Origin of the sequence: Dyadobacter fermentans DSM 18053, assembly GCF_000023125.1 — a bacterium.
Classification (GTDB): Bacteria; Bacteroidota; Bacteroidia; order Cytophagales; family Spirosomataceae; genus Dyadobacter; species Dyadobacter fermentans.
Genome location: NC_013037.1, coordinates 4,441,882 through 4,464,364 on the forward strand (window position 1 = coordinate 4,441,882; position 22,483 = coordinate 4,464,364).

Annotated in this window: 21 protein-coding genes; 8 read left to right on the forward strand and 13 right to left on the reverse strand. The window is 51.5% G+C overall.

The genetic code is table 11. The annotated features are described in order from the left end of the window. Positions 1 to 5: 5 nt before the first annotated feature. Positions 6 to 854 (forward strand): TIGR01459 family HAD-type hydrolase, encoded by an 849-nt coding sequence (locus tag DFER_RS18070; protein WP_015813093.1) that lies wholly within the window; start codon positions 6 to 8, stop codon positions 852 to 854. Positions 855 to 857: 3 nt separating this feature from the next. Here DFER_RS18070 and DFER_RS18075 read toward each other — a convergent pair whose 3' ends face one another. Beyond that, positions 858 to 1,856 carry an N-acetylmuramoyl-L-alanine amidase family protein gene (locus DFER_RS18075; protein WP_015813094.1) on the reverse strand — a complete coding sequence of 333 codons (999 nt, stop codon included), beginning with the start codon at positions 1,854 to 1,856 and terminating at the stop codon, positions 858 to 860. Positions 1,857 to 1,989: 133 nt separating this feature from the next. Here DFER_RS18075 and DFER_RS18080 point away from each other — a divergent pair, with 133 nt between their 5' ends. Both DFER_RS18080 and DFER_RS18085 read left to right on the forward strand, forming a co-directional pair. After that, positions 1,990 to 3,531 (forward strand): YifB family Mg chelatase-like AAA ATPase, encoded by a 1,542-nt coding sequence (locus tag DFER_RS18080; RefSeq protein WP_015813095.1) that lies wholly within the window; start codon positions 1,990 to 1,992, stop codon positions 3,529 to 3,531. Positions 3,532 to 3,565: 34 nt separating this feature from the next. Next, positions 3,566 to 4,249 (forward strand): Uma2 family endonuclease, encoded by a 684-nt coding sequence (locus DFER_RS18085; protein ID WP_229206038.1) that lies wholly within the window; start codon positions 3,566 to 3,568, stop codon positions 4,247 to 4,249. An 8-nt stretch (positions 4,250 to 4,257) separates the two neighbouring features. Here the strand turns inward: DFER_RS18085 and DFER_RS18090 are convergent, their stop codons facing one another. The 3 genes from DFER_RS18090 to DFER_RS18100 form a co-directional block, all read right to left on the reverse strand. After that, entirely contained in the window at positions 4,258 to 5,073 is an 816-nt protein-coding gene (locus DFER_RS18090; RefSeq protein WP_015813097.1) for a hypothetical protein, read from the reverse strand. 145 nt (positions 5,074 to 5,218) lie between these two features. Further along, positions 5,219 to 6,049: an enoyl-ACP reductase FabI gene (locus DFER_RS18095; RefSeq protein ID WP_015813098.1), complete on the reverse strand. Its 831-nt coding sequence runs from the start codon at positions 6,047 to 6,049 to the stop codon at positions 5,219 to 5,221. A 111-nt stretch (positions 6,050 to 6,160) separates the two neighbouring features. Beyond that, positions 6,161 to 7,180 carry an alpha/beta hydrolase gene (locus DFER_RS18100; protein ID WP_015813099.1) on the reverse strand — a complete coding sequence of 340 codons (1,020 nt, stop codon included), beginning with the start codon at positions 7,178 to 7,180 and terminating at the stop codon, positions 6,161 to 6,163. A gap of 183 nt (positions 7,181 to 7,363) precedes the next feature. On the opposite strand from DFER_RS18100, the gene DFER_RS18105 reads away from it, so the two are divergent. The 3 genes from DFER_RS18105 (at position 7,364) to DFER_RS18115 (ending at position 10,852) form a co-directional block, all read left to right on the forward strand. Beyond that, the gene (locus DFER_RS18105) at positions 7,364 to 8,050 is read left to right on the forward strand and encodes a response regulator transcription factor (RefSeq protein ID WP_015813100.1); all 687 of its coding nucleotides are present in this window, start codon (positions 7,364 to 7,366) and stop codon (positions 8,048 to 8,050) included. 208 nt (positions 8,051 to 8,258) lie between these two features. After that, complete coding sequence (hemB, locus tag DFER_RS18110; protein ID WP_015813101.1) at positions 8,259 to 9,242, forward strand: porphobilinogen synthase; 984 nt, start codon at positions 8,259 to 8,261, stop codon at positions 9,240 to 9,242. Positions 9,243 to 9,331: 89 nt separating this feature from the next. Then, positions 9,332 to 10,852, forward strand: coding sequence for a M28 family peptidase (locus tag DFER_RS18115; RefSeq protein WP_015813102.1), 1,521 nt, complete (start codon positions 9,332 to 9,334; stop codon positions 10,850 to 10,852). A 53-nt stretch (positions 10,853 to 10,905) separates the two neighbouring features. On the opposite strand, the gene DFER_RS18120 is transcribed toward DFER_RS18115, so the two are convergent. The 5 genes from DFER_RS18120 to DFER_RS18140 form a co-directional block, all read right to left on the reverse strand. After that, positions 10,906 to 11,652: a hypothetical protein gene (locus DFER_RS18120; RefSeq protein WP_015813103.1), complete on the reverse strand. Its 747-nt coding sequence runs from the start codon at positions 11,650 to 11,652 to the stop codon at positions 10,906 to 10,908. Further along, complete coding sequence (locus DFER_RS18125) at positions 11,652 to 13,832, reverse strand: S9 family peptidase (RefSeq protein WP_015813104.1); 2,181 nt, start codon at positions 13,830 to 13,832, stop codon at positions 11,652 to 11,654. Before DFER_RS18125 ends, DFER_RS18120 begins: the two co-directional genes overlap by 1 nt. 54 nt (positions 13,833 to 13,886) lie before the next feature. Beyond that, the gene (locus DFER_RS18130; RefSeq protein ID WP_015813105.1) at positions 13,887 to 14,069 is read right to left on the reverse strand and encodes a type II toxin-antitoxin system antitoxin; all 183 of its coding nucleotides are present in this window, start codon (positions 14,067 to 14,069) and stop codon (positions 13,887 to 13,889) included. A 1-nt stretch (position 14,070) separates the two neighbouring features. Further along, positions 14,071 to 14,934, reverse strand: coding sequence for an SPFH domain-containing protein (locus DFER_RS18135; RefSeq protein WP_015813106.1), 864 nt, complete (start codon positions 14,932 to 14,934; stop codon positions 14,071 to 14,073). A gap of 135 nt (positions 14,935 to 15,069) precedes the next feature. Next, positions 15,070 to 16,539 (reverse strand): energy transducer TonB, encoded by a 1,470-nt coding sequence (locus tag DFER_RS18140; RefSeq protein WP_015813107.1) that lies wholly within the window; start codon positions 16,537 to 16,539, stop codon positions 15,070 to 15,072. Positions 16,540 to 16,712: 173 nt separating this feature from the next. On the opposite strand from DFER_RS18140, the gene DFER_RS18145 reads away from it, so the two are divergent. Both DFER_RS18145 and DFER_RS18150 read left to right on the forward strand, forming a co-directional pair. Then, a complete protein-coding gene (locus tag DFER_RS18145) occupies positions 16,713 to 17,579 on the forward strand; it encodes a UDP-2,3-diacylglucosamine diphosphatase (RefSeq protein ID WP_015813108.1) in 867 nt (288 codons plus the stop codon). Between the two features lie 2 nt (positions 17,580 to 17,581). After that, the gene (locus tag DFER_RS18150; RefSeq protein WP_015813109.1) at positions 17,582 to 18,703 is read left to right on the forward strand and encodes a glycosyltransferase family protein; all 1,122 of its coding nucleotides are present in this window, start codon (positions 17,582 to 17,584) and stop codon (positions 18,701 to 18,703) included. Between the two features lie 16 nt (positions 18,704 to 18,719). On the opposite strand, the gene DFER_RS18155 is transcribed toward DFER_RS18150, so the two are convergent. The 4 genes from DFER_RS18155 to DFER_RS18170 all read right to left on the reverse strand — a co-directional run bounded on the left by DFER_RS18155 (position 18,720) and on the right by DFER_RS18170 (position 22,462). Further along, positions 18,720 to 19,193: a hypothetical protein gene (locus DFER_RS18155; protein ID WP_041735263.1), complete on the reverse strand. Its 474-nt coding sequence runs from the start codon at positions 19,191 to 19,193 to the stop codon at positions 18,720 to 18,722. An 11-nt stretch (positions 19,194 to 19,204) separates the two neighbouring features. Continuing rightward, positions 19,205 to 19,786 carry a hypothetical protein gene (locus DFER_RS18160; protein ID WP_015813111.1) on the reverse strand — a complete coding sequence of 194 codons (582 nt, stop codon included), beginning with the start codon at positions 19,784 to 19,786 and terminating at the stop codon, positions 19,205 to 19,207. A gap of 1 nt (position 19,787) precedes the next feature. Further along, positions 19,788 to 20,960: an LVIVD repeat-containing protein gene (locus DFER_RS18165; RefSeq protein ID WP_143828757.1), complete on the reverse strand. Its 1,173-nt coding sequence runs from the start codon at positions 20,958 to 20,960 to the stop codon at positions 19,788 to 19,790. A 305-nt stretch (positions 20,961 to 21,265) separates the two neighbouring features. Then, on the reverse strand, positions 21,266 to 22,462 hold the full coding sequence (locus DFER_RS18170; RefSeq protein WP_229206039.1) for a serpin family protein: 1,197 nt from the start codon (positions 22,460 to 22,462) through the stop codon (positions 21,266 to 21,268). Positions 22,463 to 22,483 lie beyond the last annotated feature (21 nt).

Genomic DNA, 22,483 nt, shown 5'->3' on the forward strand with positions numbered 1-22,483 from the left:
ACTGTATGGTCCTCGATAATTTCAGATCCGTCATCTCCAAATACGACGTTATTTTCTTCGATGCATTCGGCGTGTTGAAAACCTACAATGGGTTGATTCCGGGCATTGAGAACACATTTACCTACCTGCGCGAGCGCGGAAAAGACTTTTATGTGGTTACCAACGACGCATCGCGCAGCCCCGAGCAACTCGCCCAAAGCTATGTGAACCTGGGTGTGAACGACGTTACGCCCGACCGCATTATTTCCTCCGGCATGCTCGCCCGCGAATACCTCGATCTGAAAGTTAGGCAGGGCGTGGTGGCCTATCTGGGCACCGAAAACTCGGCGCATTATATCGAAACATCCGACCTCAAAACGCTGTCCATCCGCCAACTGGATTTGAACAATGTAGCGGATATCAATGCATTGGTGTTTCTAGACGACGAAGGTTTCGACTGGAATACGGACCTGACAAAAACGCTCAACCTGCTGCGGAAACGCAACATTCCGGTGATCGTGGCGAATACGGACAAGACCTATCCGGCGTCCCGCAGCCGCGTGTCGTTCGCCATCGGCGCATTGGCGAAAATGATCGAGGATACCATCGGCCGCCAGTTTATCCGCTTCGGCAAGCCCGATCCGCAGATGTTCATTTTTGCGTATCAACACATTAAAAACTATCCTAATGTGAGCAAAAAGCAGATTTTGATGGTTGGCGACACCCTGCAAACCGACATTCTCGGCGGCAACAAGTTCGGCCTCGACACCGCGCTCGTGCTCACGGGTAACACACAGGCAGAAGACGCCGAGGTGCGTATTCGGGCAACCGGTATCATCCCGACGTACATTTGCGTGTCGGCGGTGGTGGAATAGACACTACTTGCCGTTCATCGGCACATAATATTCCCTGAACCGCTGATCCTCCTGTCCGGCTTCGGTGGCCTTGCCCAGTTTCCGCAGCAGTACGGCGCGGTTCTGATGACTTTGGCCGGCGAGCCAGGAGTCGGGGAAAGAGCGGGCCGAGCGCGTGAACAGTTCGTACGATTCGCGGAGCAGTGCCGTCTCCTTTTTTGTCATAAACACCTTTCCTTCGTCGAAATCCTGCCGCCAGCGCCGGGCAATGGGCGTCATGCGCTCCGCTTCCTGAAAGACCTTGAATGCAGGGATCGCGGGCACTTTCGAGTTCTTTGCGGCAATCGGCGCAACCGGTTTTGCGAAAAATGCCACAATGGCCTCGGTGTAGGCGAGGGCTTCGGCGGTGTTGTATTCAGGCTGTTTCAGACGGCGCTCCTCGGCGGGGTTGGTAAAAAAAGACGCCTCAGCGAGCAGCGCGGGCATGCCATATGTATTCCTCAGCACCGATGCGCCCGCATCAGGAAAAATAGTGAAGTCCGACACCAGCGAAACCGGTGTACCGGGTTTGTACAAATGTTTCAGCAACGTAGCCGAGAGTTCTTTGCCAAAATTGACGCTTGCGACGTTCTCCGACATATTTCCATGAAAATAAATGATCGGGAAGTTCACCGACGAATCGGCCGTCGCATTATGGTGAATTGATACGAAGAGATCGGCTTCGCGGTCGCAGGCGAGCTTTGCACGATCGGCCAGCGGCACTTCCACGTCGGTAGTCCTCGTCATGAGCACCCTGGCGCCCTTCTTTTCGAGCATTTGCTGCAATAGCAACGCCACACGGAGGTTAACCCATTCTTCCCGCTCTCCGCCCGGGCCCACGCGATAGCTGTCGGTAGCGGCGGTGCCGCCATGGCCCGGATCAATGCATATTACTTTTCTTTTGAGCGGCTTTCGTTTCGACTGAGCGACGGCGATCGAGGCGATGCCGGCGAGCAACAATAAGGTGAGGAAAATGCGGTTCATGGGCTTAGAATAATGGATTCATAAATTAAGAATGATCAGGCGGTTGTGCAAGCCTTCCCCCCGGTTCGCGTCCATTATCCTTTTTCATGCTATTTTTACCAAAAATCTTTCTACTCAATCAAAGCACACACTTATGCTTGCCAAAACTTACGGAAGCGCTGTTTTCGGCGTCGATGCCACGATCATCACCATCGAAGTGAACGTCGGTCAGGGACTGGGATTTTATATGGTTGGTCTTGCCGATAATGCGGTGAAAGAAAGTCAGCAGCGTGTAGAAGCCTCCCTGAAACATTTCGGCTACAAAATGCCGCGCCAGAAACTGGTCGTTAATCTGGCTCCGGCGGACATTCGCAAAGAAGGCTCCGCGTACGACCTCCCCATCGCGATTTGTACGCTGCAATGTTCCGACCAGCTCGTGTGCGTCCGCAACACCGAAGATTACATTATCCTCGGCGAGCTCTCCCTAGACGGCATACTCCGGCCCATTAAAGGCGTGCTGCCCATCGCGATCGAGGCGCGCAAGCAGGGATTCAAAGGCATTGTACTCCCCGCGGAAAATGCGCACGAAGCTGCCATTGTGAATAATCTGGACGTCATTCCGGTGGGTACCCTCGCGGAAGCGGTCGGGTATTTCAAAGGCACGCACGAGATAGAACCGCTCCGGGTGGACACGCGTGACTTGTTTTTCACCTCTCAAAACGACTATGAAGCGGATTTTGAGCATGTACAGGGACAGGAAAACATCAAGCGCGCCCTGGAAATCGCGGCTGCGGGCGGGCATAATGCGATCATGATCGGGCCGCCGGGGGCTGGTAAAACAATGCTTGCGAAACGCATTCCAGGCATCTTGCCTCCGCTCAGCCTGCCCGAAGCATTGGAAACTACCAAAATACACTCCGTTGCGGGGCGGCTCGGGAAACAGGCCACACTGGTGTCACGCCGTCCGTTCCGCTCACCGCACCATTCGATCAGCGACGTGGCGCTGGTGGGTGGCGGGAGCTATCCGCAGCCGGGCGAAATATCGCTGGCGCACAATGGCGTGCTATTCCTGGATGAGCTGCCGGAGTTCAAAAGGTCGGTACTCGAAGTCATGCGCCAGCCGCTGGAAGAGCGGAAGGTGAGCATTTCGCGGGCGAAAATGGCGGTGGAATATCCTGCCAATTTCATGCTCATTGCGAGCATGAACCCCTGCCCGTGCGGATATTACAATCATCCCGAAAGAGAATGCGTCTGCGGCCCCGGGGTCGTACAGAAGTACCTCAACAAAATCAGCGGCCCGCTCCTGGACCGCATCGACCTGCATGTAGAAGTGACGCCGGTTTCCTTCGAACAGATCTCCTCCACCCGCAAATCCGAAAGCAGCGAACAGATCCGCGAGCGCGTCATCAATGCCCGCGAGCGACAGACTGAGCGTTTCAAAAATCATAAGGAAATCTATTCCAATGCGATGATGACGCCCGAAATGGTCAAACAGATCTGCACCGTCAACGAAGGCGGCAAAATGCTCCTCCACAAAGCGATGGAACGCCTGGGCCTCTCCGCCCGCGCCTACGACCGCATCCTTAAAGTCTCCCGCACCATCGCCGACCTGGCCGATAGCGACGATATTAAAGTAGAACACCTCGCCGAGGCAATCCAATACCGCAGCCTGGACCGGGAGAATTGGGCTGGATAGACAGTGCCAGTAATCTATTTTTTCACCCTAAACTTTGTTAAATTTGGAAACACTACACTTGACAAAAGAGATGAGTAATCGTATCGTTTCGGAAATCATGAACGTGCCGGATGCATATCTGGTGCTGGAAGCGGTGCAAAAAGCGCTTGATGAAGAGCGGAAGCGGCGGTTGAAATTTTATAATGACATTACGGAGCAGGAGAAAATCGAATTCATTAATGGAGAAATTGTAACGCATTCTCCCGCAACGTACAAGCATGGTAAAATCAGCGGTCTGTTATATACCGCCCTTTCGTTGCATGTGCGGAAGAATGCGCTGGGCTTCGTAGGATACGAGAAAATAATGATCTCATTATCCCGAAATGACTACGAGCCGGACATTTGCTTTTTTAATAATGAAAAATCAAAAGAATTTGCCGATGACAAAATGTTTTTTCCGACACCGGATCTGGTAATTGAGATAATTTCTCCATCTACGAAACTGCGTGATCGTGGAGTCAAATTCAAGGATTACCAGGCACATGGCGTAAATGAATATTGGATCATTGACCCGAGTGATGACACATTGGAGCAATATCACCTTTTCGGCGAGGAATATCAGTTGATACTCAAATCTGCTGTCGGCGACGTCAAAAGCTTCGCAGTGGACGGCTTCCAAATCCCCATCCGTGCCATTTTCGACGATGATGAAAATCTGAAAGCCATCCAAAATCTATAATACCCTGCTCAAAGTTCCTCTACACTTACCCCGCCCAGCTCTTGAAAGAGCGTTTGCCAGTAATGCGTCACGTGCGGGTTGTTTTCCTTACTGGAAGCCGTCGGTTCAAATGGCGAAACGATCGTTACCTGTGGTGAGCCGATCGCGTACCGTTCCAGTTTTTTGGTATCTTCTTTGGCGTCCGTTTCTGCTTCGGCATCACTTTTAGGTGGATTGGTGTGAAAATCGCGGCGGTCGGCGCCTTTTACGCTTTCTACCATATCACTGAAATAATACACTTTCACTTCCGAACCGCTTTCGCCTGCTTTGGCGATGACTGGCAAACTGGCCCAAATGTCGGTCGACAGGTTGGATGATCCGGTATTTTGCTGGTTAAGCTTGGCTAGCAGCTGGCGCAGGTAAATGCCTTTTTCTTTTTGCAATGCCAGCTGGAATGCGGTTTCAATGCCTTCGCGGTCGGTGGCATTGGCGCCTTCAAGGTTATCGCGCTCGCTGCGAACGGTGAGCGACAACGCGCGGGCCTTTGAGGTGTTTTCGTGGATGAAATATACTTCCAGTTTATCGCCCTTGTTCTTCATATTCTGCTCGATAATGTCGGTGAGCGCCTGGCGGTATTTATCATTTACATAGCGCTTATCGACGTGCACGCTTTGGGTTTTGTCGAGAAACACGAGCGTGTACACCGGCGCGTCGGGAACGGCCTGCTGGGTGGCTTCTTTTTCGCCCCCGCATGCAAATAAAGTCAGGAAGAATGCGGCGAATAACAGGTAGCTTACCTGTCCGCCCGGTTTGCTGAGAAAGGGGTGATGCGTCTGATGATTCATAAATGGATTTTATTTGGCTAAACTAATTGGTTCTTCAAACATTACACAACGCCAAACGGTGTGTATACGCATTTATTTCAATACAAAAAGAAAACCCTTCAAAACGCGTGCCTTGAAGGGTTTTCTTGAAATGCTTAACCAATTGTTATTGCTGCTGCTGCGCCTGCTGCTGGATCATCGTTACCAGTTCTTCGGAAATACCGGTTGATGAATAACCGCCGTCGTGGTACAGGTTCTGCATTGTCACGAAACGCGTCAGGTCGGAGAAGAGTGTGATGGCGTAGTTTGCGCAATCATCTGCCGAAGCATTGCCCAGCGGGCTCATTTTCTCTGCGAAATCGTAGAATGCGTCGAACCCTTCGATACCCGAGCCGGCCTTGGTTTTAGTAGGCGACTGTGAGATGGTGTTTACGCGCACACTTTTCGCTTTTCCATAACGGTAACCATAGCTGCGTGCGATGCTTTCGAGCATGGCTTTGGCCTCGGCCATATCGTTGTAAAAAGAGTAGGTCCTTTGCGCCGCGATGTAGGATAATGCCACAACCGATCCCCAGTCGTTGATCGCGTCGAGCTTTTCGGCTACTTGCAGGAATTTGTGCAGCGACAATGCCGAAATATCCACGCCTTTCTGAAACCATTCGTAATTCAGGTCGCCGTAGGACTTGCCTTTGCGCACGTTGAGCGACATTCCGATCGAGTGCAATACGAAGTCGATCTTGCCGCCGAGGATCTCGGTCGATTTGGTGAAGAGGTTTTCGATATCTTCCAGAGAAGTAGCATCGGCAGGGATGATCTCGGCGTCGCATTGCTTCGCCAGGTCATTGATAGCCCCCATGCGCATGGCGATAGGCGCGTTGGTCAGTACAAACGTCGCTCCTTCTTCCTTCGCTTTCAGCGCTACTTTCCAGGCAATGGAATTTTCGTCCAATGCACCCGATATAATTCCTCTTTTTCCTTTTAATAAACCGTAAGCCATGTTTCCTTTTATTGTTGATTAATTAGGATGTCAATTCAAGGCGGCAAAGTAAAGCATTTTTAGCGGGTTTAACCACAAAACGCGCCGTGACGATGCCCTCCGCGTACGCGTTCAAGGCTGGGCAACAGGCATTTCTACTGGTTTCATGTGCAGCTTTTCCTGAAAAAACCGGTCTGTGGCCTCGTACACACCCTTTACGTCCTTCGACCTGAGCCGTGACGCGATCACATGGTCGCCGCTTTCCGGAAATGCTTTTTCTTCTTTCTGAGCCGCCGCCGTCCCCAGTCCTTCGTACATCTTGCGGATCGCCTTTACGGACACCACTTTGTCCTGCTCGTCTTCATTTTTATAATAATACCCTACAAATACCGGCATTTTGATCTCCCGGTAAATTTCCGGCCTGGCAATGGCGTCCACCATCTGCTGCAACGTGGTGAGGCCGTTGGTATGATAGCCCTGCAACCAGAACTGCGCCTGATCGGGAATCGAGTCCTTGCCCATGTTGTGCGTGCCCATTACATTATGCAGGATCTGCTGGCCCCAGGGGCCCGTGATGAGCTTCATGGCCGGGTTGGCAATGGCCATGCAGGGCGAATAGAGTACCAAACCCTTGATTTCCGGATGAGTTGCGGCCAGGTACACGGATAGCAACCCGCCGGCCGAAGTACCGATTACGATCACGCTGTCGCCCAATACCTTTCCGATGGCCAAGGCCCTTTTCGCTCCGGCGAGGAAATTGGCGGGCGTGAGGTCGTCGAATGCATTCGTGTCGGCGATACCGGCATCGTGCATACGTGAGAGGTAAAGATTCGCTCCGTATCGTTTTGCGAGGTCTTTGTGAACGGGATCGCCCTCTGCCCAGCTGGCGCCGAAGCCGTGGATGTACACGATGCTGTACGTTGTTTTTTGCTTCAAACTGTCGTTAGCCCACACAATACGCGCCTCATTGTCGGGTTTGAGCATTGGCGTGGCCTTTTCGGTGCGGTTTATTTCCTCTTCCAGCTCGGAAAGGTCAGTGGCTACGGTGGGCAAAACAGGCGTAAGACGTGCTTCCGGCACTTTTGGCCCGGCCAGGAATACGACACCGAGGATCACGAGGATCGCGGCAACCCAAAGGATGAATTTTAACATTTTTTATGAGGTAAGAAGGTTTCTTGGATACGAAAGATCGCTAGTTTTATCGGGTTAATTTACGCATGTTGTAACCATTCAGCAATTTTTCCTTAAATCTGTTATTCCGCGGCGGGCTGTCCCCGGCCTCCGCCTCACCAGAAATAGTAACTTGCATGCCTCACCGATTTACCCGTTTTTCCGATGCCCAATCTCCTACTTGTTGAAGACGACGCCAACCTGGGAATGCTTCTTCAGGAATATCTGACCGATAAAGGCTTCCCGACCGACCTTGCTACCGACGGACAGAAGGGCTGGCAGCATTTTGTGGACAAACAATACGATTTGTGCATTTTCGATGTAATGATGCCCAAAAAGGACGGCTTTTCGCTGGCAAAAGAAGTACGGATGAGCGGACGTGACGTGCCCATTATCTTCCTGACCGCGAAATCGATGAAGGAAGATACCATGCAGGGCTTCCGCGTAGGCGCGGACGACTATGTGACCAAACCGTTCGACCGGGAGGAGCTGCTCATGCGGATCCAGGCGATTCTGAGGCGGTACACCCGGCAAACCGACGTGCAGGAGGAAACGAAAGTGTTCCAGGTGGGCAGATATACCTTTGATTACGACCATCAGCAATTATCCATCGGCGAAAACTCCGCGCGGCTCACCAGCAAGGAGTCCGAACTGCTCCGGTTGTTCTGCCAGAGCCTCAACCAGCCCATCAGCCGCAGTTTCGCGCTCAAAACCATTTGGGGTGACGATTCTTATTTCAATGCACGCAGCATGGATGTGTACATTACCAAGCTCCGCAAATACCTTCGCGAAGATCCCTCTATCGAAATCATGAATTTGCACGGGGAGGGTTTTAAGTTGATGGTGGGTTAGAAGGGAGGAAAGGGGGAAGGGAGGAAAGGGGGAAGGGAGGAAAGGAGGATGGGGTAAGGGCGGCCCGCGTAGGGATTTTGGGTGATGGGCTGCTAAAAAGGGGGGGTTTGGGAAACTCTGCGTTTCTTTGTGTGGTTTTTCTTGTAGTATTTCAATAAGCTTTTTTAATGGCCGATGGCCGAGTGCCGATCGCCGACTGCCCAATATCATGATCGAATTATCTCGTCGTCCCCGACGCAATAGAAAATCCGCAGGTGTGCGTGACCTTGTTCAGGAAACCAATTTGCAGGTGTCCGATTTCATTTATCCTATGTTCGTCGTGGATGGAACGCGGCAGAAGTCGGAGGTGAAATCGATGCCCGGCATTTTCCGCTATTCGCTCGATAACCTGCTCGAAGAGCTCAAAGCTGTAACCGATCTCGGGATCAGGGCCATTGATCTTTTCCCGAATTACCCCGAAAGCAAAAAAGACCGTTACGCGTCCGAGAGCTTCCACGAAGATACATTTTACCTGAAAGCCATTACGGCGATTAAGGAAACGTTCCCCGAGTTGGTGATCATGACCGACGTGGCTATGGACCCTTACAGCTCCGACGGCCACGACGGGCTTGTCGAAAACGGCAGGATTTTGAACGACGCCACACTCGAAATCCTGGCGAATATGTCGCTCGCGCAGGCCAAAGCCGGTGCCGATATTCTCGGGCCGAGCGATATGATGGACGGCCGCGTGGGCTACATCCGCAGGCATCTCGATTCGCACGGCTTTACCGACGTGAGCATCATGTCCTATTCGGCCAAATATGCCAGTGCATTCTACGGCCCGTTCCGCGACGCGCTCGAATCGGCGCCGAAATTCGGGGATAAGAAAACCTACCAGATGAATCCCGCCAACAAGCGCGAAGCCCTGCTGGAAGCGCAGCTGGATTTTGAAGAAGGTGCGGATATGCTGATGGTCAAACCGGCATTGTCGTACCTGGACATTATCCGCCTGCTCGACGAAAACTTCAATATTCCCATCGCCGCCTACAACGTATCAGGCGAATATGCAATGGTGAAAGCAGCGGCCCAAAACGGCTGGCTTGATGGCGAGCGTGCCATGATGGAGGTGCTCACTAGCATCCGCCGTGCGGGCGCCAAATGCATTCTGACCTATTTCGCGAAAGAAGCCGCCGTGATACTGAACAAACGGTAGCGAATTCCGATTGTCGCAATACATAATGTGAAGATGTCTGATTAACTTACGTCTTCACATTTTCTTTTTGAAATCATTTCCAAGCAGTCATGAAACTATCATTACTTCTGTTACCACTCGGTCTGGCCCTTACCCTTCCTGCCGAAGCCCAGAAAAAAACACAGTCATTACCTGAGTTTCAGGTCAAAAAATCGGAAACCGAAGCGCATATCCGCTTCCTTGCAGGCGACGAGCTGATGGGCCGCCGCACGGGCGAGCAGGGTAACTTTGTAGCAGCGCGCTACATTGCCGAGCAATTCCGGAAAATGGGCGTGGTACCCGCGCCAGGCAATACCGAAACGGGCACATCGAGCTATTTCCAACGCGTTCCTTTCGAAAAAATGGGTGCTAACGGCACCGGCGAGATCGCCGCGGATGCCGAGATCATGAAAAGCGGCACCGACTGGATACTCATGGCCGGCGAAGCCGTAGAGCTCAAAGCGCCGATCATTTATGCCAGCTACGGCCTTGAAAACGCAGCCAAAAGCTGGGATGACTACAAAGGGTTGGATGTGAAAGGAAAAATCGTGCTGGTGGAAAGCGGCACGCCCGAGAACCAGACACCCTCGGAAATCTTCGCTACTTCTGCCGAAAAACGTACAATAGCTATCGACAAAGGCGCTATCGCGGTGATAGAGCTTTTTAACGCACCTATTCCCTGGAATGTGGTGAGTAAGTTTTTTGCAGGAGAAAAAATATCGCTGGCCGAAGGCACGGCTTCCCAATCCATCCCGCATGCGTGGGTAAACGGCAAGGAGGCCAAATTCGCCCGGGCATTGCGCGCGGTGAAAGAGGTGACGTTCAAAACCTCGGGCCGTGTTGCAAAACCCATTTACAGCTATAATGTAGCCGGCTACATTCCAGGCACCGATCCCAAACTGAAAGAGGAATATGTGCTCCTTTCCGCACATTACGATCACGTGGGCGTAGGCAAGCAGGGCGGGCAAACGTACACGCCGGAGGACAGCATTTTCAACGGCGCCCGCGACAATGCATTCGGCGTTACCGCGTTGCTCACCGCGGCCGAAGCATTGGCCAAAAATCCGCCTAAACGCTCGATTCTGCTCGTTGCGCTGACGGGCGAGGAAGTGGGCTTGCTAGGCAGTAAATACTACGCGTCACATCCGATCATGCCTCTGAACAAATGCATTTTCAATATGAATTCCGATGGTGCAGGCTATAACGACACCACCATCGTATCGGTAATGGGCCTCGACCGCACCGGCGCGCGCGCGGAGCTCGAGGCGGCTTGTAAGGCATTCGGCCTGGGCATTTTCGCCGACCCATCACCGGAACAGGGGCTTTTCGACCGTTCGGATAATGTGAGTTTTGCCAGAGAAGGCATCCCCGCACCCACGTTCACACCCGGTTTTAAAGAATTTAACGGGGATATTATGAAAAATTACCATCAGGTAACCGACAACCCCGAGACAATCGACTTCAACTACCTGTTGAAATTCAGCCAGGCCTACACCTACGCCACCAGGCTCATCGCCGACCGCAAAACAGCCCCGCAATGGAGCCCCGGCGACAAGTACGAGCCCGCCGCGAAGAAGCTGTATGGAAAATAGGTTAGTGATTACAAGAGAAAGACCTCCGGAAATAAATCCGGAGGTCTTTTGCGTCATTTGGAATTGTAGAATTGAACTAGGGCCGCTACCTGCGTTTCATCTTTGAAATCGAGGTTCCGCTCTTTCGTATATTGTTCTACCGCGACCTTTTTGTCGGACATCAGCGGCAGGAAGCTCTTTTTACTTAAACTCACCTTTTCCGCTCCGGAGGGCGTCAGCAGGTAATAATCCGAGGAGATTCTTACAATGGTGTTTTTCTCGCCGGTACCAAAGCCCGGATTGTAGTTTGGCTTCGTGATTTTGGTTTTAAAAGCCTTTACCAAAGTCAATTTTCCCGATGCCAATACCGCGCCGAAGCCTTTCAGTTCCCCTTTCGGATCGTGGTCCGCTAGGTTAATGTATTCCACCGTTCCCAAGTCGCCATTGCTTTTGAAACTTTTCAGTTGGCTGCCGCGGATTACCCTGATGTCTTTCTTCGCCACGTCGGCTAGTAATTCGAGCTCGTCGTTCAGTACATTATAACGAATATCGATGCCGGCAATGCTGTCGGATTCGAGACCGCCTACCTGAGCGACGGGCTTCATCAGTTTTACGTGGCCCTTCCGCCACAGCGAATCGATGTAGAAGTCTCCGACCACCCCGGAATTTTCCGTGGGCGTGGTCCAGAAAACGCCCGATCTAGGCACGTTCAGGCCCTTACCAGTAACTATGCTCTGCTTGGTGGCTTCGCTCACCTGGGCAAGGCAGCCCAGCGGCAACCCTGCCGACAGACCTATGATGCATAAGATTTTTCCCAACATTATCTCGCTCCCGGAGGGCAGTTCTTTTTCAAATAATCGGTGAATAGTGAGCGCAGGTGGACCATCGTTCCTTCCCCTTCTGAAATGCTGTGCGAGCGGTTGGGATAAGGCATGAATTGGAACACCTTATTGGCACGGATCAGCTCATTTACGAGCATTTCGGCGTTTTGGTAATGCACATTGTCGTCGCCGGTACCGTGGATGTACAGCAGGTTACCACGCAGGTTTTTGGCGTGAGTGATAGGCGAACCTTTCACGAAATCTTCCCGGTTTTCCTGCGGGATGCCCATATAGCGCTCCTGGTAAATGTTGTCGTAAGTAAGCTGGTTGGCCACTGCCGCCACCGCGATTCCGGTTTTGAAATGCTGCGGATATTGGAACAGCAGGTTCAGCGTCGACGAGCCGCCTCCGCTCCATCCATGAACCGCCACGCGGCTGGTATCGATGAATGCAAACTGCCTGAACATGGCCGTAGCGGCTCCGTCCATGTCTTTGATGTTGATGCGGCCGATATTGCGGTAAATCGCCTTGCGCCATTTCGCACCTTTGGGTGAAGGCGTGCCCCGGTTGTCGATGGAGGCGTAAATGTAGCCGTCGTCGGCCATGTTGCCTGCGTACAGGCGGTTTTTGCCTGTTCCCCAAACGTCCTTCACGGTGCTTCCGGCCGCTTCGCCGTATACGGTAAAAACGATCGGGTATTTTTTATTAGGATCAAAATTCGTCGGTTTCACCATCCACGCGTCGATTTCCACTCCCTCGTCAATTTTTACCTTGAAGAATTCGATGTTCGTTTTAGACGCGTTGATTTTATCCTTTGATTGGGCAATGGAGTTGTTCGGGTCGATGGAAACGTGTTTTGGGAAAGAAATCCATTCTACCAGGGGGGAAGTTTTGGCATTCGAAAACTGGTGTCTTCCAAACTTCGCGAGCGGCGAAATGTCGTAGTTATGTGAACCGGCCTGGTCGGCGGGCGTAATGCGTACCAGCGTGCCTTTGCCGTCCAGGGTGGTTTTGTAAAGGTAGCTCTGCGTCGCATTGTCGGGCGAGGCCATAAAGTAATAGGCATTGTTCTTCTCGTCGATGCGCACGGGGCTGATCAGGTCAAAATTGCCGACGGTGATCAGCGTTTCCTTCTTGCCGTCGCGACTTACGCGGTAGGTGTGGCGCCAGCCGTCTTTTTCGCTTACCCACAAAAACTCCTTACCTCCATTGATCCAGTCCCAGCCCACGGGGTCATTGTCCCAGCGGCTTTTGATGTCTATCCATGCCTCGTCCTTTTCGCTATAAAACGGCTTCGCGCTGCCGTCAGTGGTATTGATGTAAAACAATGTGCTCTCATTCTGCTTGCGGTTGAGCTGCTGGATCACGAGCTCGTTCGGCATTCCCGACCACTCCATTCTCGGAACATAAGTGTTTTGCGGATCGCCGGGAATATTCATCCACTTCGTTTGTGCAGAAGCTACATCCACCACCCCGATTTTGTACGGGGACGGCGTTTCGCCCACTTTCGGATATTCAACAGGCACATTAAACGAGTAAATCGAATCGGTGGTGTTGATCATCAAAAAGTTACGGATTTTGCGGGCGTCGAGTTGCCAGTAGGCGATAGACTTGCTGTCGTCGCTCCACCGGAAGCCGTCGCGGCAGTCGAATTCCTCTTCGTAAACCCAGTCGAATGTGCCGTTAATCACGCGGTCGGTGCCGTCGGTAGTAACCTGTTTCACTGTGCTGGCCGCGAGGTCTTCCACGTACACATTATGCTTGCTCACATACGCTACTTTTTTACCGTCGGGCGAGAATTTGGCGAACATCAGCGAGGATTCGGGCAAGCCTTTTCCGAGCTGTTTCAGCGTTTTGGCCGCAATGTCGTAAACCCAGTAATCCCCGCGCGTATCATAACGCCACACGCGTTTTGAATTGGTATACACCAAAACCTTATCACCTGCCTTGCTGATAGAATAACTTCTGATCGTCAGCGGCTTGCCCCCCTGAGGCGTAAGCTGGTCGGCCGAAACGATTACTTTTTCCTGATTGCCGGGCAATGTTATTTCTACGATCTGGCTTTCGCTGGCATCGCGGAAACCGCTACCGTCGGGAAGCCATTGAAATGTGTCGGGAATCTGCGCAAAAAGCTGAAAAGAGAGGATTGTTAATGAAAGTGTCCTGAGTATTTGCTTCATGTGAGCTTTAAAAATTAGTACGACAACTATATGAATGCAAGTTTAACATTTTAATTACTCTTTTGCACCGTCGCCGCCGCTTCCCTTTGATTTTGAGCGCTTTTGTTTTTTCAATGCTTCGCTCAGCAAAAACTCGATCTGCCCGTTCAAACTGCGGAAATCCTGCTGTGCCCAGGTTTCGAGCTCCCGCAGCATATCAGGATTGATCCGCAAAACAAATGCTTTTTTCTCCGCCATATTATGGATACAAAGTGCCGGCGTTCAGAATTGGGGTCGCCGCTTTCTCACCGCACAAAACTACCAACAAATTACTCACCATAGCCGCTTTCCGCTCTTCATCGAGCTCCACAATCTGCTTGTCCGACAGCATTGCCAACGCCATGTCCACCATTCCGACGGCGCCATTGACGATCTGTCGGCGGGCCGCCACCACCGCTGAGGCCTGCTGGCGTTGCAGCATCGCGCCGGCGATCTCGGGTGCATATGCGAGGTGACTGATCCGTGCTTCGAGTACGTCGATGCCGGCACGACTCAAACGCTCGGTCAGCTCGGCCTCGAGCATTTCGTTGATCTTGCCGCTGCCGTCGCGCAAAGTCACCTCCTGGATGTTTGCCTCCTCATCTTCCATTGTGTCGTAAGCATAAATGCCCGCCAGGTGCCGCACGGCCGCCTCCGACTGGATTTCTACATATTTTACATAATCATCCACTTCAAATGAGGCCTTCGCGGTGTCACCCACGCGCCAAACGACTACTGCTGCGATCTCGATCGGGTTTCCGAGCTTGTCGTTGACTTTCAGCTTCTGGCCGTTGAGGTTACGGGCGCGGAGGCTGATCTTCTTCCGGCGGAACAGCGGGTTCACCCAACGCAGGCCGTTCTGCTTCATGGTGCCCATGTAATCCCCGAAAAACGTGGTCACCACACCCTCGTTGGGGTTAATGACCGTCAGGCCGATCAGAATGATCAGTGCGGCCGCGATAATCAGCACGCTGGTGAGCCCCTGGCCGGACGACACGATATTCACAAAGCCGCCTAGCAACAGCAGCAGGCCAATCACAAACAGCAGATAGCCAGACATCGAGCGTAATTCTTTTTCAATCATAGTTGGTTTAGTTTGATATTAAATTGATATCACAATATTATCAAAACCGATGATAATTCCCAGTTTATTTTGGACAAAAAAATTCCCGGCGCCTGTAACCGGCGCCGGGAACGGATGAATGGCGGCAGCGGATTGCTACCTGAATATCATTGCTCTGCTCGTTTCCATTTGAAAGTTGATCGGGACATTGTATTTCACCCTTACTTTCTGCCCCCGCATCGTACCGGGGTACCATTTTCCATTCATGAGTTTCACGACGCGCAGCGCTTCCTCGTCCAGGCCAAAGCCTACCCGGTTTTCGACCTTGTATTCGCACATTGAACCATCTTCGCACACCACAAAAGAAAGCATTACCCTGCCGGTAACGCCCCTGCGGGAAGCCTCGGCCGGATACCGGATGTTCATCGCCAGAAACTTGTAGAGTTCATTAATACCCCCTTTGAAAACCGGGCTTACCATCGGATTTGTATATTCCACCTTCTCTCCATTCACCCACGACACGCCGCTTTTGAACTCGCCCAAGGCATACTCTTCTTCATAATATCGCGCACTATCGGCTAGGCCGCCGATCCACTTCCCGTCTTTCAGACCATTCACAACCTTGCCCTGCTCAAAAAGCGGCTGGCCATAGGGCGTTTCCGAAATCGCGCGCCAGTAACCATTTCCGTTCTTCACATACTGCGTCCCATCCGGCCCCCAGGCGTTCATCAGGTAGGGTTCCGCACGACTTCCCGTTGCCGAAGTGTGTATTTCGCGGTGGTTCCTGATCTGTCCGTTGGCGTCCCACGCCACTTCGACGGTTGTAGAATCGGAGATGATTTGCTGGTACCGGACCATGCCGTTCAGGTCGTAATTTTTAGTCAGCGACGATTTCCCGAACACATCGTATTCCACATACGAAAGCATATGGCCATCCTTGTCGAATGTCACCTCGGTGGCGTGGCTCGCCTCGTTGTAATCGCGGGCCGAAATGCGGTAAGCGGTAATCGAATCGGAAACGGGGTTCACAAACCCCGATTTGAAGCGTATCGGTGTTCGCGCGAATTTTGCCTCTCCAAGCCGCTTCCATCGCTTGCCCTTCGATTCCTCGTAGGCCACGTCCCCGGCCACGAAGCCGCGCTCGTCCACGGGCGTTGTCCGGCGGTATTTGGCGCGCGCGGAGTCAATAGGCACGAATGTCTCATTGAAATATTCAACAAATGCCTTCCGGGCATCGTCGTAGCCTGGCCTGGCATTCGCCTTGAATGTTATCGGGAAAAAGACCGTCTGCCTCACCTTTTGGCCTCCCAGCACGGCGGGCTTCCAGGCGCGGTACAGGCCCAGCACCTTCACGGCCTCGGCGTTGCACAGGGTATCCAGCCCGCGGGTCACCTCTATGTCGCCCATGCTGCCGTCGGGCTGCACCACGCCTTTGAGATAAACCCGGCCATTAATGCCCTTTACTGATGTTTCGAACGGGATTCGGAGGTTTGTACTGATAAACTGATTGAGCGCCGCCAATCCTCCTGCCGGCTCGGCCTGCTTTTCTACTTCATGCGGCAAATACACCTGCTGGGCAAGTACAGGCGCGCAAAAAAACATCAAAAGAGGGAAGAGTTTTTTCATAGGAGTTGATGCGTTATGGTATTGGTAAAAATCGCGTTTTTCTTTTAAATAAACTTATAGTTACTCTGCAAATATTTCAAAACGAGTTTGTAGAAGTAGTTTTTACTTCAAAGTTAACCTACTGATAACCTGTGAATAATATCCAGGTAATATAAAATGAGAAAATTTGTAACATGGGAGAAGCAACACACTTTCGGACTATCATTATTTCTGACATTCACCTCGGCGCAGGGGGCTCGAAGGCAGAAGAAGTCACCAATTTTCTGAAAAGCTACACATGCAAAAAACTCATCCTGAATGGCGACATTATTGATGCGTGGCAGCTGAAAAAATACGGTGTCTGGAAACGCAAACACACGCTTTTTTTCAAACGGGTGCTGAAAATGATAGAGGATAACAAGACGAAAGTGGTCTACATCCGCGGTAACCACGACGATTTTCTCGACCAGATCATCCCGCTCCGCCTCGGCAAGCATTTCCAGATCCGCAAGGACTATGTGCTCACATCGGGTACCCAGCGGTTTTACGTTACCCACGGCGATGTTTTCGACTCCATTACCACGCATTTGAAATGGCTCGCCTACCTGGGCGATATCGGCTACACGTTTTTGTTGTGGGTCAATAAATTCTACAATAAATACCGTGCATGGCGCGGACTCTCCTATTACTCCTTGTCGCAGCGGGTGAAACAGTCGGTGAAAATGGCTGTCAACTACATGACCGACTTTGAAGAGAAACTCACTGAACTCGCCCGTTCGCGCAGCTGCGACGGCGTGATTTGCGGGCATATTCACCACCCGGCCATTCGGGAGATCGACGGTATCAAGTACATGAATTCGGGCGACTGGGTGGAAACACTGAGCGCATTGGTCGAAGACTTCGATGGCAACTGGAGCCTGCTTTACTATGACCAGCAGGCGGCCATTGAAAAACCAGTTAAGAAAACCAGCACTAAAAAAGTCGTTGAGAACTTCCCCGGCATCGAAAAGCAGGTGGCATTTACCGGTTTCCTGACGGGGCGGAACGAGCGCTATCTTTAATTATGAGAATCCTTTTTCTCGTTCAGGGAGAAGGCCGCGGGCATTTGACACAAGCCATTTCGCTCGGCCAGATCCTGCGTGGCGCAGGGCACAAAGTGGTGGGCGCGATGGTAGGAACATCGCCGGGCCGGAATATCCCTTCATTTTTCCACGAGCAGATTTTTGCCCCCGTGCATCATTTTGCCGCGCCTAATATCATTTATAAAGCACACGGCGGCGGCATGAACGTGGGCCGCACTATTGCCAAACATCTGGCACATTTGCCCAAATACCTGAAAAGCCTGCATCGCATTCACGAAACCGTCCGGCAAATCAATCCAGACCTGATCGTGAGCTTTTACGACACTTATGGCGGGTTATACAATACGATTTACCGCTCGGGCATACCGATGATCTGCATCGCGCATCAGTACCTGCTGCTACACCCGAAGTTCGTATTCCCGGAAAACAGCAGGCTTAACCGGTTCCTCATCAATCTCAACTCCAAATCGACTTCGTGGCTTTCGGCGAAACGGCTTGCATTATCGTTCCGCGAAATTCCGTCGGCGCCGGAACTCAAAATCAGCGTCTTGCCGCCATTACTCCGCAAGGAAGTCACCCGTCTGACGCCGCAGAACGGCGCGTTCATCCTCGTGTACATGACGCACCATAGCCTGAGCAAGCAGGTGATCAACTGGCATTTGAAGCACCAGGAAGTGGAGCTGCATTGCTTCTGGGACAACCCGGACGCTTCCGAAGAATTTACCTTCGACAGTACCCTTACTTTCCACCAGATCAACAGCGAAAAATACCTGCGCATGCTCGCAACCTGCCGTGCGCTCGTCACGACAGCCGGTTTCGAATCGGTGTGTGAGGCGATGTACCTCGGCAAGCCGGTCATGATGGTGCCCGTTCCCAACCATTTTGAGCAGGAATGCAATGCCATCGACGGCGTAATATCCGGCGCAGGTGTCATGTCCCGGTCGTTCGACCTTTCGGTGATCTTCGATTATCTTCCTAAGCACATCGACCAATCGGCGAAGTTCCGAGCCTGGTACAACTGCGGACAGGAAATGTTTGTAAAGGAGATTGGGGAGTTTGAAAAATCGATCGATATGCGGCGGAAAATGCAGTCGGAGATCTGACATCTCCCGCTGTGCATTACCTGGATTTTTCGAACACCATTTGTTCGGGATTTTGGTCAAATCGGAGGATGAGCTTCTTGTCCGTCACGTGGTAAGTTCCTTTCCCGCCTGTTGAATCCGACGGGAGCCACGCCTTGCCGCTCCATGTGGGCTCGCCTACTTTACTTCCGCCAAAACTCACGATCCGGAATGTACAATCCGGCCCGAGCGTGTAGGCTCCGCTGACGGTATTCACAAACGTGTGGCCGGAAATGGTGCCGCTCTTCTGATCGTCCAAGAAATTAAAAACGACGCTTTTATCCTTCTCGCCGGGATCTTTGTCGATAGCGCCGGTTGCTGTGTTTTGAAAATAGTCGAGGCGCCACATTCCATTTAACGAAGCGATCTCGGAACACGGCGGCAGTACACAGCATTCTTCCCGACTACCGCATTCAAATGCGGTGGAGGCCAGAAAAATGAGTCCGGCGCACCAGTAAGCGATTCTTTTCATGGCTTTCTGTTTTAAAAACTGATACCTAATCTCAGTGCAAGCCTGTTGTAAACGCGGTCTTCGAATCTTTCCTTCTGATCCCACATAGGCGGCTTGTCAACGTGCGCTTCCTGGCGTTTGTAGGTTAATGCCATCGTAAATGCCGCAGCACCCGGTTTGCCGACTTTCAGCCCTATTCCCGGGTTCACCATCATCCCTCCTTTGGTATTATAATTCTCGGAATCGTCGTGAAACCAGGCGAATGCATAGCCTGCGTCCAGCGTACCGTACAACTGCACATTTTTCCTCCCGCAGAGATCGTACCGGATGCCGGCCGCGATGGGGTTCAGCAGTGCGGTTTTATACCAATCCATTCCTAATGTAACACCGGCCGACAGCCTTTTGGTGACCAGCAAGCCATTGAATGTCTGAACGGTGAGACTGGTTTTACTGTCCGTTCGTTCTTCATTGCCTGTGTAGATGTTATTATATTTCACCCGTCCGAACAACCCTCCAAATTCGGTGTGATTGACGAACTTCATGCGCGTGGCCGTCTGGGCATATGAGCCCATACCAGCCAAAAGCATTATCGAGAGCAAAGCAATCTTTTTCATATCAAATCGCTTTACCGACAGGGATTTTACTCAATAACCTCAAATCCTTCGGGTTCGACGAGTCATATTGATAAAAACCGTCTTCACCGATCAGCAGCAACGTTTTGCCGAGCGAAATCACGTCGTAAGCATGCATATCCTTGAAATGCGCCAGCAGTTTCCGGTCAACCGTAAACTTGTCCGTCACATCGAAAACTTTCAGCCCGTGCTTTCCTTCACACAGGAAAAGCGTCGGGAAGTCCACGCTCAGGCCATGCGGATTTTCCATTTGGTAACTTTTGATAAGCTGCGGGGCGCTCGGGTTGCTCACATCCACGAGGTCCAACTGGTTCTGCGCTCCGGCACATGCTGTGCCCGTGCGCAGGGTCACATATGCAATGTTCTCATGCACCACCACGGGGTCGCAAGCCCGTCCGTGCTGAAACATAGAGAGTTGCTTGGGCTCGGCCGGATTGGTGTTGTCGTAAATGAACATACCCGTCGCCGAGCCGATGAAAAGTTTGTTGTCGTAAGGGAAAATGGTTTCGATACCCCAGCCGAGATTGATTGTCGCGAAGTCGACGGGCTGCGCAGGTTTCGATATATTGAAAAGGTGCATCTGGCTTTGTCCCACGGCATACAGGAAATTCCGGTCGAGCGCGAAACGTGCCATGGAACCCGCCTGACCGTTGGAACCTGATGATTGCGGCGCAGCAGAAGATGAATTACTCAGAAATGCCCTGTCGGCAAATGCGATGATCCCGCCCCACCACCATCCGGGAGAAACGTTCTCCTCGCAATTGACTGTGATGGTTTCGGTCTCCCATTCCACATTCTGGTCGTTGATAGCGCCCACCGATTCGTTGAGTGACCAGCCACCGCCGTCGAAAAGGCCGTTTTTGAATACATTCTTAACCCTGCCTACTTCCTTCGGCGCGGCGGGATCGGTGATATCCAGCGAAACCAGGTCGGAGAAACTATCAGCGTAGAGGATATTGTCGCGGACCGCGATGTCGCCATTGCCGGGAATATTGATGAATGTTACAAACTTCGGGCTGGCGGGATTGCCATTGTCGATGATATGAATGCCCTTTTTGATTTCATTGACATACAAATACTTGCCTTTCACGTACATCTTTCCCGGCTGTTCGAGCGCACGCGGCGACTCCGCCTTCACCATTGTCCGCAATTCCATTAAAGAATGTGTAACCGTGCTAATACGGCGCACGACGCGTGTCTCTTTACATTGGTCATTGCATGACCAGCAAAGCCATGCCAAAGCACACAGCAGTAAATATTTAAGTTTCATACGGTTAGGTTTTAGAGGATAGTAAAAGTTATATTTCAACTACGGTAAGTGCATGACACTCCGTTTTCGCAATTAGTTGGAATAAAAACAAAATCGTCCGAAAGCAATGCCATCGGACGATAACGCACCCCGAAAATACCGGCGGACCGGTATTTTTTATCTTTGATATTTTTAAATGCCTGACCGCATACTTATTTCGATTCCGGATTATTGATCCTTCCAACAAAAAGAATGGTATTGGAAGTATTTTCGCTTATAACCAGTGCAAACGGACGGTCGCAGATGAATCTCGGCGGCTCTGGCCCAGCGGATGTAACTCCTACACCGATGGTCGTGAGGGCGGCAGCTTCGGTGCCCTGCTCGTCGATGCCCAGGTATGCATCCTGTTTCACGAAATCAACAAAAAGATTATTCGCTTTATTGATCTTTCCGAGATCGGCACCTTCTGAAAATACTTTCCGGATGCCCAGGTTTGTCAATGTCTCTTTTAACTGAGCCGTGTATTTGAGGGTGAATTTCGGCAAACCTACCGTCACACCGCGAACAGCCATTTTGCTATTCAGCTCCGTCCAACCTTCGCCGGTAACACCGTTCAGCACCTGGTTTACCGTATTCTGACCTCGCGGAATGAGCAATGTCATATTAAACTGTCCGTTGGCGTAGGGAAGCTGAACGGCATCGTAATTACTTCCGGCGCCTGTTTTGAAGTCGGACGACACGTACATCATCTTCACATTCTTGCTTTGCCCACCGGCCAGTTGAAATGGCGCATCCTGCGTTTTATTTGCATCAAATCTGGATTGCCAGTCGCCTTTGAAATACAATGCATTCAACAGGAACATGACGTGGTTCGGGCTGATCTGGTCGATCACTTTTTCTATCTTCCCGTTGGTTTTATCACTCGCCCATTTATTAATCCGGCTTTTCGCGGCATCGTCAAATGGCAGACCGATAATCTCTGATTCAAATGAATTCTTTAAAACAGATCGAAAATCGGCTTCAACAGAAAAATTATTTTTATACCAAACCGAATTCGCCAACCCTAAACTGACCTTCGAATCTGCGACTGGTAAATCGTTAATTAATGCTTCGTAAGCTGCATTCAGTTCCGACAATGCAACCGCATCCATTTTCAATCCTTTTTGAATTTCCTGCGCCGTTTCTTTTTCTGCGCCATTCAAAAGCATTCCTAATGCCATGTGCAGGCTGAGTGGCGAAACAAACAGATTGTCGTCTGCCGGTTGAGTTCCTTGCAATGCATGAATGAAATCAAAAGCGAAAGATGTAGTCCCATTGGAAACCGAGGCTGGTATTGCTACCGGATTTACCTCGTTACCGGGATTAACATCGTCATTCGTGCAGCCAAACAGCATCGCTGCTGCAAGCATTGGAACGCAAATTGATTTCTT